Origin of the sequence: Kocuria dechangensis (assembly GCF_014636775.1) — a bacterium.
In the GTDB taxonomy this organism is placed as follows: Bacteria; Actinomycetota; Actinomycetes; order Actinomycetales; family Micrococcaceae; genus Kocuria; species Kocuria dechangensis.
The window spans coordinates 1-14,465 of record NZ_BMEQ01000028.1 but is presented as its reverse complement, the minus strand read 5'-3'; the positions used below and the strand labels follow the sequence as shown (position 1 = coordinate 14,465).

Below are 14,465 nucleotides of genomic sequence, written 5' to 3'. Positions count from 1 at the left end.
CCCCCTCACCCCCACCGAAGGAGAGACACCCCCATGGGCGTGTACACCACCACCAACCCGGCCACCGGGGAAGCGGTCAAGACGTTCCCGGAGATCTCGGACGCGGAGCTGCAGGAGCTGATCACGCGCAGCCACGCGGCCTACCGCTCCTGGCGGACCACCTCGCTCGACGAGCGCCGGGCCGTCCTGATCCGGGCCGCCGAGATCCACCGGGAGCGTGCCGAGGAGCTCGCCGCGCTGCTGACCCTGGAGATGGGCAAGCCGGCCGCCCAGGCCCGGAGCGAGGTCGCCCTCGTCGCCTCGATCTACCAGTACTACGCCGACAACGTCGAGAAGTTCATGGCCGACGAGCCCCTCGAGATCTCCGGGCCGGGCACCGCCGTGGTCCGGACCGAGCCGATCGGCCCGCTCGTGGGCGTCATGCCGTGGAACTACCCCTACTACCAGGTGGCCCGCTTCGCGGCCCCGAACATCGCCCTGGGCAACACCATCATCCTCAAGCACGCCCGCAACTGCCCCCAGTCGGCCCTGGCCATCGAGCAGGTGCTGACCGAGGCCGGGCTGCCGGACGGGGTGTACCTCAACGCGTTCGTCTCCTCCTCCCAGGTGGCCGACGCCATCGCCGACCCGCGGGTCCAGGGCGTCTCCCTGACCGGCTCGGAGAAGGCCGGCGCCGCCGTCGCCGAGGTGGCCGGCCGGAACCTGACCAAGTGCGTCCTGGAGCTGGGCGGCTCGGATCCGTTCATCGTCCTGGACGACGCCGACCTCGACGAGGCGGCGGCCGCCGCCGCCACCGGCAGGCTCGGCAACGCCGGCCAGGCCTGCACCGCGTCCAAGCGCTTCCTGGTGCAGGCGGGCGTCTACGACGAGTTCGTCCGCAGGTTCGTGGGCCAGGCGGCCTGCTGGACGCCGGGCGACCCCACGAGCGCCGACACCAAGATCGGGCCGCTGTCCTCGGAGTCCGCGGTGGAGGAGCTGGAGGAGCTCGTGGAGGAAGCCGTCGCCCAGGGCGCCGAGGTGCTGCTCGACGGCGGCAGGACGGACGAGCCCGGCGCGTTCTACCGACCCACCCTCCTGGGCGGCGTCACGCCCGAGATGCGCCTCTACAGCGAGGAGCTCTTCGGTCCGGCCGGCGTCGTGTACCGCTTCGAGACCGTCGAGGAGGCGATCGAGCTGGCCAACGACTCCCCCTACGGGCTGTCCTCCAGCGTGTTCACCGGCGACGACGAGAAGGCCCAGCACATCGCGGAGTCCCTGGAGACCGGCATGGTGTGGATCAACAGCACCAGCAAGAGCGCCCCGGACCTGCCCTTCGGCGGCGTCAAGCGCTCCGGCTTCGGCCGGGAGCTGGCCCGGTTCGGCTTCAACGAGTTCGCCAACAAGAAGCTCGTGCGCAACCCGCACGCGACGGCGACCCGGCGCGCCGAGGGCAGGGCCGTCGCCGCCGGCGGTCACGTCGGCCGGTAGACCCTGCACGCCGCGACCCGCGCGCCACGTCCCGGTGGGTCCCACCGGGGCGTGGTGCGCTCCGGTCACTCCGGGCCGCTCCTCCCCGGGGCGGCGAAACAGGGGTACAGGGTGGCGACCAGCCGCTCTCCGAACCCCTCGTCCAGGGGCGAGCCGCTCAGGAAGAACCGGTAGTAGACGGGTCCCAGCAGGAGATCGGTGACCGTCTCGGGGTCGACGCCGGGCCGCAGCTCTCCCCTGGAGATGCCGCGCTCCACCAGGGCCCTCACGTCCGCCAGCCGGCGGCTCACCACCCGTTCCCGGTACACGCGTGCGAGCTCGGGATCCGCGGCGACCTCGGACACCAGGCCCTGCATGACCCGCCCCAGCAGGCTCGTGGTCAGGAGGCCGACGGTCCGGTCGACCAGCGTCACCAGCTCGGTGCGCGTGTCCCTGGCGTACGGCCGGGTGCTCACGTCACCCACCATGTCGAGCAGCACCCCCAGCGCGAGGTCGTTCTTGGACCGGTACCGGCGGTAGATCGTCGTCTTTGCCACGCCCGCCCGGCCCGCCACGCCCTCGACCGTCAGGGACCCGAACCCCGCCTCGGCCAGCAGCTCCCGTGTGGCGTCGAGGATGGCTCGTTCCGTCCGGGCCCGCCGCCTGTCGTGCCCGGAGCCGTCGCTCGCTGAGGTTCCGCCGTCGCTCGCAACTGAGGAATTCACGTCGATCACACCTCTCCATAGCACGTTTCGAGTGATATTATTGCTACGCAACGTAGCGTTTTGCAAAGTTGCGACCACCGACTTTTCCGCCGAGTTCCCGAGGAGCACGCCATGTCCGAAGATCGTTTCCAGCGGGGTCTGGACCGCATGATGGAGCTGGTCTCCACCGAGCACTCCGGCACCTTCGACCACGTCAAGCTCGTGGAGTCCTACAAGTCCCTGGACTCGGAGCTCTCGGACTACATCGTCTCCTTCGCCTTCGGCGACATCTACTCCCGCAAGAGCCTGACCCAGCAGGAGCAGACCATGGTGACCATCTCCACCCTGGTGGGCCTGGGCACCGAGCCGCAGCTGAAGCTGCACATGAACGTCGGGTTCAACGTGGGGCTGACCAAGGAGAAGATCGTGGGCGCCCTGATCCACTGCATCCCCTACGTCGGCTTCCCGCGCGTCCTCAACGCCCTGACCCTGCTCAAGGAGGTCATGGCCGAGCGCGGCATGGAGCTGGAGCCCGCCGACGACTGAGGCCTGCTCGGTGAACGTCCCCGCCGCTCCGCCAAGGTCGGGACAGAAGGTGCGCTCGCGCCACGACCGAGATCGACCAGCACCCCGAAAGGATCTGATCATGAGCAAGAAAATCGGTTTCGTAGGACTCGGAACCATGGGACTGCCCATGGCGGTCAACCTGAACAAGGCCGGGTTCGAGGTGATCGGCTACGACGCCTTCGAGGGAAGCCGCGAGAAGGCGAAGGCGGCGGGCATCACGATCGCCGAGACCCTGAAAGAGGTCGCCGAACGGGCCGACGACGCGGTCGTGTCCATGGTGCGCGACTACGCCCAGAACGTCGACGTCATCCTGGGAGAGGACGGGCTCCTGTCCGCCGGTCCCCAGGGCCTGACCGTCATCGTCATGAGCACCCTGGACCCCGACACGATGAACGAGCTGGGTCAGCGGGTCGAGGAGGCCGGCGACGTGAGGCTCATCGCCGCCGCCGTGTCCGGCGGGGCCACCGGGGCCCAGGCCGGCACGCTGTCGATCATGACCTCGGGCCACGAGGACCGCGTGCGGGCCGCCCGTCCGTACTTCGACGCCGTCGGTTCCCACGTCTTCTACTACGGCAGCGAGCCGGGCAACAGCCAGGCAGCGAAGCTGGTCAACAACCTCATCCTGGGCATCACCATGAATGCTGTCGCCGAGGGGCTCAAGTTCGGCGCGCAGTACGACCTGCCCGAAGAGGAGCTGCTGAACCTGTTCCGGGTCAGCACCGGTGACAGCTGGGTGGCCCGGAACTGGGACTCCGTCTCGCAGTGGACCGCGGACACCGCCCTGGCGGTGCTGCTCAAGGACCTGAAAGCCGCCCACCTCAAGGGCCTCGAGCACAACGTCGCCATGCCCTTCAACGCCCTGTCCTCCACCCAGCTGTTCGACTCCATGGGCCAGAAGCCGCAGGCCGAGTAGCGGCACCGGATCTGACGCAGAGAGGCCGGATGGGGAGAATCCCCATCCGGCCTCTCTGCGTCGTCCGGCCTCTCCGTGTCCCGGGTCCGTCAGCTCCAGTCGAAGAAGCCCTTGCCGGTCTTGCGGCCGAGCTCGCCGCGGGCGACCTTGTCGCGCAGGATCTGCGGCGGCGCGAAGCGCTCGCCCAAGGTCTCGTGCAGGTACTCGGCGATGCCGAGGCGCACGTCCAGGCCCACGATGTCGGTGGTCCGCAGCGGGCCGGTGGGGTGCTTGTAGCCGAGGACCATGGCGTTGTCGATGTCCTCGGCGCTCGCGACGCCCTCCTCGACCATGCGCATGGCCTCGAGCGCGATGCCCACGCCCAGCCGGGAGCTGGCGAAGCCCGGGGCGTCGTTCACCACGACGGCGGTCTTGCCCAGGCCCTGGACCCAGGCCCTGCTCTGCTCGACGAGCTCGGGGCGGGTCTGCCGGCCGATGACGACCTCGATCAGGGTCGAGGCCGGGACCGGGTTGAAGAAGTGCAGTCCGAGGAAGTCCTCCGGCCGCGCCAGCTCGTCGGCCAGCCCGGACACGGACAGCGAGGACGTGTTCGAGGCCAGCACCGCGCCGGGCGCGAGGCGCTCCTCGACCCCGCGCAGGGAGGCGACCTTCAGGTCCCAGTCCTCCGGCACGGCCTCCACCACCAGCTGGCGGTCGCCGAAGTCCGCGTGGTCCACCGACACGGTCAGGCGGGAGACCATCTCGTCGAGGTTGCCGTCCGCCGCACCGCGCTCGAGCGACTTCGCGGCGGAGGACTCGACCCGCTCGCGGGCCGCCTGGGCGGAGGCGTCGTCGCGCTCGACGACCACGACGTCCGACCCGTTGACCAGGAACGCGTGGGCGATGCCCGCGCCCATCCGGCCTCCGCCGAGGACGCCGACCTTCGCGGGGAGTCCTGCGGGCAGTACGGAGTTGCTCATCACTTCTTCTTCCTGTCGAGGAACGCCTGCATGCGGTCGAACTTGGCCTGGGACTCGAACAGCATGCCCTGGGCGAGGGTGTCGATCACGGGATGGGCCTCCCGCGGGGCGTGGAACACGGCCTTGGAGATCCGGACCGCCAGCGGGTCCTGCGCCGCGATGGTGTCCGCCAGCGCGTGCGCCGCGTCCATCAGCGTCCCGGGCTCCACGAGCTCGGTGACCAGGCCGATCCGCAGGCAGTCCTCGCCCGTGAGGACCTTGCCGGTCAGCAGGATCTGCTTGGCGGCCGGCTCGCCGACGAGCTCCTTCAGCCGCCAGGTCGCCCCGGCCGCGGCCATGATGCCGAGGCTCGTCTCGGGGTTGCCCATGCGCAGGGCCGGGGTGCCGATGCGGAAGTCGGCCGCGTAGGCCAGCTCCGCGCCGCCGCCGAGGGTGAAGCCGTCCAGCGCGGCGATCACGGGCATCGGCAGCTTGGCGATCCGGTCGAAGATCCCCGAGTTGATGCCGGCCAGCGCGTCGTCGCGACGCCGCTCGCGCAGCTGCGCGATGTCCGCCCCGGAGGCGAAGACGGCCTTCGTCCCGGCCTCCGGGTCGCCGGGCGTGCCGGAGAGGAGCAGGATCTTCGGGGTGCGCTCGAGGTGCGCGCACACCACGTGCAGCTCGTCGACCATGGCCTGGTCGATCGCGTTCCGCACCTCGGGTCGGTGCAGCCGGACCGCCAGACGGTCCTCGCGCTCCTCGACCAGCAGCGTGGCGAAACCGGAGGCGTCCAGGTGCGTGCCGGTGTCGTTCCGGAGCTCCGTCATCGGACCCCCTCCACGAGCAGCGCGGTGCCCTGGCCCACGCCCACGCACATGGTGGCCAGGCCGAGCCTGCGGCCCTGAGCGGCCTCGCGCTCGAGGCGTCCGAGCAGCGTGACCACCAGGCGGGAGCCGGAGGAGCCGAGCGGGTGGCCGAGGGCGATCGCTCCGCCGTCGTTGTTCACGATGTCGGGGTCGAGCTCCAGCTCGCGCATGCACGCCAGGGACTGGGAGGCGAAGGCCTCGTTGAGCTCCACGGAGGCGAGGTCGTCGACCGTGACGCCCGTCCGCTCGAGGACCTTGCGGGTGGCCGGGACCGGGCCGATGCCCATGATCTCCTGCGCGACGCCGGCGGAGGCGCCGTCGAGGATGCGGGCGCGGGCCTGGAGTCCGTACTTCTCGACCGCAGCCTCGGACGCGACGATGATCGCCGAGGCGCCGTCGTTGAGCGTCGAGGCGTTGCCGGCCGTGACCACGCTGCCGCCCCTGACGACCGGGCGCAGACCGGCGAGGGCGTCCATGGAGGTTCCGGGGCGGGGGCCCTCGTCGGTGTCCACGACGGTCTCGGCGCCCTTGCGGCCCTTGACGGTCACGGGGACGATCTCGTCGGCGAAACGGCCGGCGTCGATCGCGGCGATCGCCCTCTCGTGGGAGCGGACCGCGAAGGCGTCGCAGTCCTCACGGGAGGTGCCGAAGACACGGGCCACCTCCTCGGCGGTCTCGGGCATGGAGTAGGTGGCCTTGCCGTCCCGGGAGAGCTCCCCGGAGAGGAAAGCGGGGTTAGGGAAGCGCCAGCCGATCGAGGTGTCGAAGACGTCCCCGGGCTTCGCGAACGCCTTGGCCGGCTTCTCCATCACCCAGGGGGCGCGGGACATCGACTCCACGCCGCCGGCGACGACGAGGTCCGCCGCCCCGGCCTTGACCATGTGGGAGGCCATGATGATCGCCGACAGCCCCGACGCGCACAGCCGGTTGACGGTGATGCCCGGGACCGTGTCCGGGAAGCCGGCCAGCAGCCACGCCATGCGGGCCACGTTGCGGTTCTCCTCGCCGGCGCCGTTGGCGTTGCCGAGGATCACCTCGTCGACGTCGGCCGGGTCGATGCCGGCCCGCTCGACGGCGGCCCTGACGCTGAGGGCGGCCAGGTCGTCCGGCCGGACGGAGCTCAGGGCGCCGCCATAGCGCCCGACGGGGGTGCGTGCCCCGCCGATGAGGAATGCTTCAGGCATGGAAAGACTCCTGTGTCGTCAATGCTGTCGTGAGTGCTGTCGTGAGTGCTGTCGTCGGTGCTGTCGTACGGGCGGGCGCCCCGGGAACTCCGGGGCGCCCGGGGACGATCAGCGGAAGGCCGAGATGCCGGTGATGTCGCGGCCCACGAGGAGGGCCTGGATGGAGTCGGTGCCCTCGTAGGTGGAGACGACCTCCATGTCGGTCATGTGCCGGGCGACGTGGTTCTCGAGCAGCAGCCCGTTGCCCGCGAGCAGCTCGCGCGCCTCGTTGCAGATCCACTTGCCCTTCTGGGAGGTGGACATCTTGACCATCGAGGCCATGGCGTTGGTCAGCTCGCCCTTGTCGGCCAGCTCCGCCATCCGGTTGCACATCAGCTGCATGGTGGTGAGCTCGCTGAGCATGTTCGCCAGGCGGGCCTGGACCAGCTGATAGCCGGCGATGGGGTTGCCGAACTGCACCCGCTTGGCGGCGTAGTCGGCGGCGATCTCGAAGGCCGCCATGGCGTGGCCCACGGCCTCCCACGAGGCCCCGCCGCGGGTGGCCTGCAGGACGCGGGAGACGTCGGCGAAGGAGCGGCACTCGACCAGCCGGTTCTCCGCGGGGATGCGCATGTCCTCGATGACGATGTCGGCCTGCTGGATCGCGCGCTTGCCGACCTTGCCGGTGATCACCGTCGGGTCGTAGCCGGCCGGGTGGTTGCCCTCGGCGTCCTTCTCCACCACGAAGGCGTTGACCTTGCCGTCCTCGACGTTGCGGGCGAACAGCACGATGACGTCGGCGGCGTGGCCGTTGCCGATCCAGCGCTTGTGCCCGTTGATGACCCACTCGTCGCCCTCGCGGCGGGCGCTGGTCTCCAGGGCCACGGAGTCCGAGCCGTGCTCGGGCTCGGTCAGGGCGAACGCGCCGGTCTTCTCCAGCCGCGCCATCGCCGGCAGCCACCGCTGCTTCTGCTCCTCGCTGCCGAGCATGTTCAGCGCGCCCATGCACAGGTTGGCGTGCACGCCCAGGAACGTGTTGATGCTGCCGTCCACCCGGGCCATCTCCCGGGCCACCATCCCGGCGGCCTTGCGGCTCATGCCCGGGCATCCGTAGCCCTGGATGGTGGTGCCGATGATGCCCAGCTCGGCCAGACCGGGCAGCAGCTCCCAGGGGAACTCCGCCTTCTCCCAGTACTCGTTGATGACGGGGAGCACCTGGCCCTCGGCGAAGGCGCGGACCTTGTCGCGAATCGCGATCTCCTCCGCGGTGAGCTCGTCGTCGAGCCGGAAGTAGTCGGAGGTGATGGCGGACTTGGCTGCTGTCGTGGTCATGGCAGTTCTTTCTGTGTCGGTTCGTCGAAGAAGGATCGCCGGCCGGCGCTGGTCAGGCGTGCTCGGGGCGGGCGTCGAGCCAGGCGAGGACCGCGTCGCGGTCGGCGTCGAGGCCCGGCGGGACGAGGTCGTAGCTGGCCGGGGTCGCGGAGAAGCCGATGGGGTTCCGGATGCCGGGCAGCTCCGTCCCGCCCTCGCCCACGCTGACCACCGGCTCCAGCCCGAGGCGGTCGGCGAGCTCGACCCCTCCTCGGACGTCGTTGATCGGTGCGCACGGGATGCGGGCCTCGGTCAGGATGTCGAACCACTCCGCGGCGCTCCGGGCGGACAGGAGCTCCTGGAGGAGCGGGCGCAGCTCCGTGCGGTGGTGGCTGCGGTCCGGGGCCGTGGCGAACCGGGGGTCGTCGGCCAGGGCCGGGGCCTCGAGGACCCCGCACAGGGTCCGGAACTGGCGGTCGTTGCCGATCGCGAGGACGATCTCCCCGTCCCGGGTGGGCAGCGGCTCGTAGGGGTAGATGCTCGGGTGCTCGTTGCCCATGCGGGTCGGGACCTTGCCGCTGAGCAGGTAGCCGGCGGTCTGGTTGACCATCCCGGACAGGGCCGAGGTCATCAGGTTGACCTCGACGAGCTGGCCCCGGCCGCTGCGCCCGCGCTCCTGGAGCGCGGCCAGGACGCCGATGGCCGCGTGCAGGCCGGTGATGACGTCGAAGACCGCCACGCCGGAGCGGAACGCCGGCGTCTCGGGAGAGCCGGTGAGGCTCATCAGACCGGACATGGCCTGCACCAGCAGGTCGTAGCCCGGCAGGGACGCCCCGCCCTCGGTGCCGAAGCCGGTGATCGAGGCGTAGACGACCGCGGGGTTGTCCGCCGCGACCGACTCGTAGTCGAGACCGAACCGGGCGAGGCCGCCGGGCTTGAAGTTCTCGACGAGCACGTCGGCCTCACCGGCCAGCCGCCGCGCGGTCGCCAGGTCCTGCGGGTCGGCGAAGTCCAGGGCGATGGCCCGCTTGTTGCGGTTGATCGACATGTAGTAGGTCGACTCGCCGTCGCGGACCGGCGGCTTCCAGGCACGCGTCTCGTCGCCGCCCGGGCCCTCGACCTTGATCACCGTCGCTCCCATGTCGGCGAGCAGCATGGTGCAGTAGGGGCCTGCGAGCACGCGGCTGAAGTCCGCGACGACGATGCCGGCCAGCGGGCCCGTGGCGTTCCTGCTGAAGCCGTCCTGGTGGGCGGTCCTGTCCTCTGCCGGGTCGTGGCCGGCCGTGCCGGGGCGCACTTCCCGGTGGTCGCTCTGCAGTGTCATCGGTCCTCTTTCGTCTGGCGGTTCCCTTCACGATGACAGGGGCGATTACCCCGCGTCCAATACTTATTCTGGTCTCGACCGATGCTCCAGCAGGAATGGTCTGCGTCCACTGGACCCCGATGGGGCCGGCCCCCATGTCCTGCGGCGGCTGCGCGTGGGAAGATCCAGCCATGGCGAATTCCCCGGCCGGCGAGTCCGTGATCAGCCGCGTCGTGCGGCTCATGGACGCCTTCGACCGGCAGGTGCCCTCGATGTCGCTGTCCGAGCTCGCCCGCCGCGCATCCCTCCCCCTGACCACCGCCCACCGCCTGGTGGAGGAGCTGGTCAGGCACGGGCTGATCGAGCGGGCCTCCGACGGGGAGCTGCGGATGGGCCTGCGCCTGTGGGAACTGGCGGCGCGCGGCTCCCGGGCCCTCACCCTGCGCGAGATCGCGCTGCCGTTCATGGAGGACGTCCAGGCCGCGGTGCACCAGCTCACCACTCTGGCGGTGCTGAACAGCGGGACGGTGCTCTACGTGGAGCGCCTCTCCGCCCCGGACGCGGCCCTGGACGCGGCGCACGTCGCCCAGCGGATGCCCATCCACGCCACGTCCTCCGGGCTGGTCCTGCTGGCCTACTCCCCGGCATGGCTCCAGGAGGAGGTCCTCGCCGGGCCGCTGGAGAAGGTGACCGAGGAGACCATCACGGATCCGCCGACGATCCGCAAGCACCTCGCGGAGATCCGCCGCCGAGGCTATGCGGCGCTGCCGGGCATCGGGGTCCTCGAGTGGACCGGCATCGCAGTTCCGGTCTTCGGCGCCGGAGGCGCCGTCGCCGCGGCGCTGAACGCCACCGTCCGGCGGGAGGAGGCCAACGTGCCCCTCACCGTTCCGGCCCTGCTGACCGCCGCCCACGGCATCTCCCGGGCGCTGGGAGCGGAGAACCGGTCCGCCGGATCCACCCGCCCTTAGGGTCCGGAGAAGAATACCCTTCCGCTGATCGGAAGTGGGCTGGATCCCCCTGCGCCCGCCCGCCATCGTTGAGGGAGACGCAGATCACATCCCCGCCACGGACCGGGGACATCCTCCGCCGCTGCCGCCCGGCGCGGCCGCTGACGAGCGTTCGACACGCCTCTTCCGCTCGAGGGCACTCCCCTGCTGCCGCACGGCAGACATCCACACCACTGCGAGCAGCCTGCTCCCGGCGCTGCCCCTTCTTCACTCTCTTCTTCCCTGTCTCTCCCCAGTCGGAGAGCCCACTTCCAAGGAGTCGAACCATGATCGGACTCATCGGCGTCGTGCTGGCGCTGGCCTTGTTGATCATCTTCGCCTATCGAGGCGTCAACGTCCTGATCCTGGCCCCGCTGATGGCGCTGCTGGCAGCGCTGTTCGCGGGGGCGCCCCTGATCGCCACCTACACGCAGGTGTTCATGCCGGCGCTCGGGAAGTACGTGGTCACCTACTTCCCGCTGTTCCTGCTCGGCGCGATCTTCGGCAAGCTGATGAACGACTCCGGCTCCGCGAGCAGCATCGCCCGCTGGATCGTCGACCGGGTCGGGGCGCAGCGGGCCATCCTCGCGACCGTGCTGGCCTGCGCGGTGCTCACCTACGGAGGCGTCACCGCCTTCGTGGTGGCGTTCGCGATCCTGCCCATCGGGATCGAGCTGTTCCGGGCCGCCGACGTCCCGAAGCGGCTGATGCCCGGGGCGATCGCCCTGGGTGGCTTCACCTTCACCCTGACGGCGCTGCCCGGCACCCCGTCCATCCAGAACGCCATCCCCGCCCCGTTCTTCGGCACCGACGCCTTCGCCGCTCCCGTCCTGGGCATCATCGCCGGCGCCATCATGTTCACCGGCGGCATGGCCTGGCTGACGCGCCAGGCCCGCCGCGCGGCCCGCGCCGGCGAGGGGTACGCGATGTCGGCCTCGGCCGCCTCGATCCCGTCGGAGCGCCGGGCACGCCGCCGCGGCCCCGGCGCGAAGGAGGCCGACCGCGGGACCACCGCTCCCGTCGCCGAGCGGTCCCCGGTGGCGCTGGACGACCAGGAGCAGCCCCCCGCCGCGGAGCCGGCCCGCGACCTCCCCCCGGCCCTCGTCGCCTTCGCCCCCATCTTCCTCGTGGTCTTCCTCAACTACGCGCTCGTCACGTGGGTCTTCCCGAGCATGAGCTTCGACTACCTGGAGCAGGAGGCCTACGGCAGCACCTCGATCGACAAGGTGAGCGGCATCTGGGCCATCGTCCTGGCGCTGGCCGCCGCGATCGTCACCATCCTGCTGCTCAACAGGCGGCGCCTGAAGGACGCCAAGGACTCCCTCAACCAGGGCGCCCTGACGTCGATGCTGCCGATCCTCAACACCGCCAGCGAGGTCGGGGTCGGCGCCGTGATCGCCTCGGTGCCCGCGTTCACCATCGTGCGCAACGCGGTGCTGGGGCTGAGCGGGAACCCCATCATCTCCATGGCCGCGGCGGTGAACGTCATCGCCGGCATCACCGGATCGGCCTCGGGCGGCCTGAGCATCGCGCTGCAGACCTTCGGCGACCAGTTCCGGCAGATGGCCGAGGACCAGGGCGTCAGCCTCGAGCTCATGCACCGCGTGGCGTCCATCGCCTCGGGCGGCTTCGACTCCCTGCCCCACAACGGCGCCGTCATCACCCTCCTGGTGATCTGCGGCATGACGCACCGGCAGTCCTACAAGGACGTCGGCATGGTCTCGGTCGCCATCCCGGTCGCCGCGCTGATCGTCGTCGTGCTCCTGGGAAGCCTGTTCGGAGCCTTCTGATCCTCCCCGACGAGCACGTCCCCTGCCGAGGCGGGTGCCCCCACGCGGGGCACCCGCCTCGGTCGTCTCCGGCACACCGCCCGCGGCGAGGGGCCTCGCCGGCCCCGGATCCGTGCCCGTGCTGTCGTGCCCGTGCTGTCGTGCTCGTGCTGTCGTGCCCTCCTACGGCTGGGCGGCGGCTCCCGTCGGGCTCCCCGACGCCGGCGCGCCCGGGACCGGCGCGGGCTCCTCACCGGGGAGGTCCACCCCGCCCTCGGACGGCTCCCCCGGGGTGTTGGGACCCGGGCCCTGCGGCACCGCACCGGCCCAGGTGGCGCCGGGCTGCCGTGGCACTCCCGCCACGAACGCCTGGCGGACGGCCGCGGCCTGCTCCGCCGGGCCGGAGTGCTCGGCCGCGGCGATCACCACGGCGAACGCCTTCGTGTCCTGCACCAGCTCGGTGATCGTCTCCGGCGAGTCGACGCACCAGCGGTACGCCGTCGCGTAGTCCACGGCACGCCCGTTGGCGGTCACGATCCCCTGCTCGTCGATCTCGACGCTCATGCGTCCTCCTTCTGCTCGGCTCTCTGTTCGGTCTGCCGCTCCCGCGAGCGGATCGGATGCCCGGCCGGGGCGTCCCCGCCGGCGGCGAGCGCCGTCGGCGCCCGCTCCGCCCGAGCCCACGCTGTTGGATCCCGCACTGCCGGAGCCCACACTGTGGGAGCCCACGCTGCCGGAGTCCACGCTTCCGGACTCCACGCTTCCGGGACCGCGGAGCAGGCTCCGGACGTGCCGGAACGCCCGCCTCGCCTCCGGCGTCCACCAGGCGCCGACATACACGTGGAACGCCCCGGGCTCGTAGATCAGCCGCCCCTCGTTGCCCGCACGCCGCAGGTTCCCCGCGAACGTCAGCGCGTCCGGGGCCAGGATGTCCCGCCCGCCCTGCACCACGTGCACCGGCGGCAGCCCCGCGGGGTACCCGTACAGCGGGCTGACCAGCGGGTCCTGCAGGGAGCGGTCCCGCGCCCACGCCGCGGCCATGGGCATCACCACGTCGGTGCTGAGCATCGGGTCGTGCGGGTCGAGCTCCCGCACCGCCGGGTGGGTCGCGCTGACGTCGACGGCCGGCGAGAACCCCACCACGTGGTCGGGCATCCGCTCCCCGGCGTCGCGCAGGATCATGGCGAGCCCGATCGCCAGGCAGCCTCCGGCGGAGTCCCCGGCCACCACGACCCGCTCCACGGAGGGCTGGGACACCAGCGACGCCCACGCCGCCCGCAGGAAGTCGTAGCCCTCGTTGGCGTCCCCCTCCGGCGCCAGCCGGTACAGCGGCACCGTGACCGTGGTGCCCGTGCCCTTGACCAGCTCCCGCACGATCCACCAGTGCGCGGTCAGCAGCGGCATCACGAACGCTCCGCCGTGCAGATAGATCAGGTGGGTGCCGTCCGCCCCGGCGCGCGGAGTCAGCCGCAGCACCGGCCGCCCGGACACCTCGGTCCGCTCCACGCGGTGCGAGCGCCGCAGGTCCGCGGGGACGGCGGCCGGCTCCGGGTAGGGGCGGCCGTGCAGCTGCTCGACGGGCGTCCGGGGGGACAGCCGGCCGCGCGCCCGCACCACGGAGGAGGTCAGGCTCATTCTCAGGCTCACAGGTCTCTCCTCGAGGTTCCGGTCGAGGCCGCGACCTACGCCAGGTGCTCCTCCGGCTCGCCCTGGAACTCGCGCACCTCCACCGGCAGCGTGGTCGCCAGGGCCAGCTTCCGGCCCCACTCGATGGCGGCGTCGTAGTCCTCAGCGGCCACGATGCAGATCCCGCCCGCGTGCTCGTCCTCCCGCTCGTACGGGCCGTCGGTCGTGACCAGGTCCTCCCCGTGGAAGCGCACCACCACCGACGCCTCGGCCCGGTCCAGCCCGCCCGCGAAGACCCAGGCGCCGGCGGCCCGCAGCTCCTCGTTGAACGCGGCCACGTCCCGCATCACCGGCTCCAGGATCGCGGGGGCGGCGGGACCGCCGTCGGGCTGTTCGATGCTGAGAAGGTAGTGCTTCATGGTGGGCGGGCCTTCCTGGCGGGGCGGGTGTTGCTTCGGAGTCTAGGGGCGGGGCGGGCCTCCGAAATAGACCTGGACGTCCACGACGCGTCCGTTGCGCACCGTGATCGCCTCCATGTTCTGGAACCGCCCGCCGGATCTGAGCTCGTACTCGTAGCGGAGGAAGATCAGGCCGGGCTCCGCCTCGACGACCTGGCGGGGCTCCTGCCACGCCACCCGCTGCGCGGTGGGAAAGCACCGCTCGAACCAGGCGGCCTTGTCGATGGCGTCGTCCTGGGGCGACGTGAAGCGGAGGTCGTCGTCGACGAGCTCGCGCGCCGCCGCCTCGTCCTGGGCGAGGTAGGCGGCGAGGAGCCTGCGGACCACGTCGGTGCTGTCAGGGGCCATGGTTGCTCCTATGTCAAGCAGCTGCTGGTAGGCGGGGTGGGTGTTCGAGGTGCGGGATGGTCCT

14 protein-coding genes are annotated in these 14,465 nt (G+C 71.3%); 5 read left to right on the top strand and 9 right to left on the bottom strand.

Annotated features, from left to right (window positions below; all coding sequences use genetic code 11):
- Nucleotides 1–33: 33 nt before the first annotated feature.
- The gene (locus tag IEW07_RS17470) at nt 34–1,467 is read left to right on the top strand and encodes an NAD-dependent succinate-semialdehyde dehydrogenase (protein WP_188539584.1); all 1,434 of its coding nucleotides are present in this window, start codon (nt 34–36) and stop codon (nt 1,465–1,467) included.
- A 65-nt stretch (nt 1,468–1,532) separates the two neighbouring features.
- Here the strand turns inward: IEW07_RS17470 and IEW07_RS17465 are convergent, their stop codons facing one another.
- Complete coding sequence (locus IEW07_RS17465) at nt 1,533–2,171, bottom strand: TetR/AcrR family transcriptional regulator (RefSeq protein ID WP_188539582.1); 639 nt, start codon at nt 2,169–2,171, stop codon at nt 1,533–1,535.
- Between the two features lie 111 nt (nt 2,172–2,282).
- On the opposite strand from IEW07_RS17465, the gene IEW07_RS17460 reads away from it, so the two are divergent.
- Both IEW07_RS17460 and IEW07_RS17455 read left to right on the top strand, forming a co-directional pair.
- Nucleotides 2,283–2,696: a carboxymuconolactone decarboxylase family protein gene (locus tag IEW07_RS17460; RefSeq protein WP_188539580.1), complete on the top strand. Its 414-nt coding sequence runs from the start codon at nt 2,283–2,285 to the stop codon at nt 2,694–2,696.
- Nucleotides 2,697–2,706: 10 nt separating this feature from the next.
- A complete protein-coding gene (locus IEW07_RS17455) occupies nt 2,707–3,630 on the top strand; it encodes an NAD(P)-dependent oxidoreductase (RefSeq protein WP_308738244.1) in 924 nt (307 codons plus the stop codon).
- 89 nt (nt 3,631–3,719) lie between these two features.
- Here IEW07_RS17455 and IEW07_RS17450 read toward each other — a convergent pair whose 3' ends face one another.
- From IEW07_RS17450 to IEW07_RS17430, 5 genes are all read right to left on the bottom strand, one after another.
- Nucleotides 3,720–4,589 (bottom strand): 3-hydroxyacyl-CoA dehydrogenase family protein, encoded by an 870-nt coding sequence (locus IEW07_RS17450; protein ID WP_188539576.1) that lies wholly within the window; start codon nt 4,587–4,589, stop codon nt 3,720–3,722.
- Complete coding sequence (locus tag IEW07_RS17445; protein ID WP_188539574.1) at nt 4,589–5,395, bottom strand: enoyl-CoA hydratase/isomerase family protein; 807 nt, start codon at nt 5,393–5,395, stop codon at nt 4,589–4,591. The genes IEW07_RS17450 and IEW07_RS17445 overlap by 1 nt, the downstream gene beginning before the upstream one ends.
- Complete coding sequence (locus IEW07_RS17440) at nt 5,392–6,618, bottom strand: thiolase family protein (RefSeq protein WP_188539572.1); 1,227 nt, start codon at nt 6,616–6,618, stop codon at nt 5,392–5,394. Before IEW07_RS17440 ends, IEW07_RS17445 begins: the two co-directional genes overlap by 4 nt.
- 108 nt (nt 6,619–6,726) lie before the next feature.
- A complete protein-coding gene (locus tag IEW07_RS17435) occupies nt 6,727–7,929 on the bottom strand; it encodes an acyl-CoA dehydrogenase family protein (protein ID WP_188539570.1) in 1,203 nt (400 codons plus the stop codon).
- 52 nt (nt 7,930–7,981) lie between these two features.
- Nucleotides 7,982–9,232, bottom strand: a complete 1,251-nt coding sequence (locus IEW07_RS17430) for a CaiB/BaiF CoA transferase family protein (RefSeq protein ID WP_188539568.1) — start codon at nt 9,230–9,232, stop codon at nt 7,982–7,984.
- A 170-nt stretch (nt 9,233–9,402) separates the two neighbouring features.
- Here IEW07_RS17430 and IEW07_RS17425 point away from each other — a divergent pair, with 170 nt between their 5' ends.
- Both IEW07_RS17425 and IEW07_RS17420 read left to right on the top strand, forming a co-directional pair.
- The gene (locus IEW07_RS17425; RefSeq protein WP_188539566.1) at nt 9,403–10,182 is read left to right on the top strand and encodes an IclR family transcriptional regulator; all 780 of its coding nucleotides are present in this window, start codon (nt 9,403–9,405) and stop codon (nt 10,180–10,182) included.
- 305 nt (nt 10,183–10,487) lie between these two features.
- Nucleotides 10,488–11,990 (top strand): GntP family permease, encoded by a 1,503-nt coding sequence (locus IEW07_RS17420; RefSeq protein WP_188539564.1) that lies wholly within the window; start codon nt 10,488–10,490, stop codon nt 11,988–11,990.
- A gap of 162 nt (nt 11,991–12,152) precedes the next feature.
- On the opposite strand, the gene IEW07_RS17415 is transcribed toward IEW07_RS17420, so the two are convergent.
- From IEW07_RS17415 to IEW07_RS17405, 3 genes are all read right to left on the bottom strand, one after another.
- Nucleotides 12,153–13,616 carry an alpha/beta hydrolase gene (locus tag IEW07_RS17415; RefSeq protein WP_188539562.1) on the bottom strand — a complete coding sequence of 488 codons (1,464 nt, stop codon included), beginning with the start codon at nt 13,614–13,616 and terminating at the stop codon, nt 12,153–12,155.
- 35 nt (nt 13,617–13,651) lie between these two features.
- The gene (locus IEW07_RS17410) at nt 13,652–14,014 is read right to left on the bottom strand and encodes a YciI family protein (protein WP_188539560.1); all 363 of its coding nucleotides are present in this window, start codon (nt 14,012–14,014) and stop codon (nt 13,652–13,654) included.
- Nucleotides 14,015–14,056: 42 nt separating this feature from the next.
- Nucleotides 14,057–14,465 (bottom strand): nuclear transport factor 2 family protein (locus IEW07_RS17405; protein WP_229741945.1); only part of this gene is annotated, 409 nt, incomplete at its 5' end.

Excerpts from the sequence above, each read along its gene's own strand:
- IEW07_RS17470 (WP_188539584.1), top strand. The coding sequence starts at position 34 with ATGGGCGTGTACACCACCACCAACCCGGCCACCGGGGAAGCGGTCAAG.
- IEW07_RS17460 (WP_188539580.1), top strand. The coding sequence starts at position 2,283 with ATGTCCGAAGATCGTTTCCAGCGGGGTCTGGACCGCATGATGGAGCTG.
- IEW07_RS17450 (WP_188539576.1), bottom strand. The coding sequence starts at position 4,589 with ATGAGCAACTCCGTACTGCCCGCAGGACTCCCCGCGAAGGTCGGCGTC.
- IEW07_RS17445 (WP_188539574.1), bottom strand. The coding sequence starts at position 5,395 with ATGACGGAGCTCCGGAACGACACCGGCACGCACCTGGACGCCTCCGGT.
- IEW07_RS17440 (WP_188539572.1), bottom strand. The coding sequence starts at position 6,618 with ATGCCTGAAGCATTCCTCATCGGCGGGGCACGCACCCCCGTCGGGCGC.
- IEW07_RS17435 (WP_188539570.1), bottom strand. The coding sequence starts at position 7,929 with ATGACCACGACAGCAGCCAAGTCCGCCATCACCTCCGACTACTTCCGG.
- IEW07_RS17430 (WP_188539568.1), bottom strand. The coding sequence starts at position 9,232 with ATGACACTGCAGAGCGACCACCGGGAAGTGCGCCCCGGCACGGCCGGC.
- IEW07_RS17425 (WP_188539566.1), top strand. The coding sequence starts at position 9,403 with ATGGCGAATTCCCCGGCCGGCGAGTCCGTGATCAGCCGCGTCGTGCGG.
- IEW07_RS17420 (WP_188539564.1), top strand. The coding sequence starts at position 10,488 with ATGATCGGACTCATCGGCGTCGTGCTGGCGCTGGCCTTGTTGATCATC.
- IEW07_RS17410 (WP_188539560.1), bottom strand. The coding sequence starts at position 14,014 with ATGAAGCACTACCTTCTCAGCATCGAACAGCCCGACGGCGGTCCCGCC.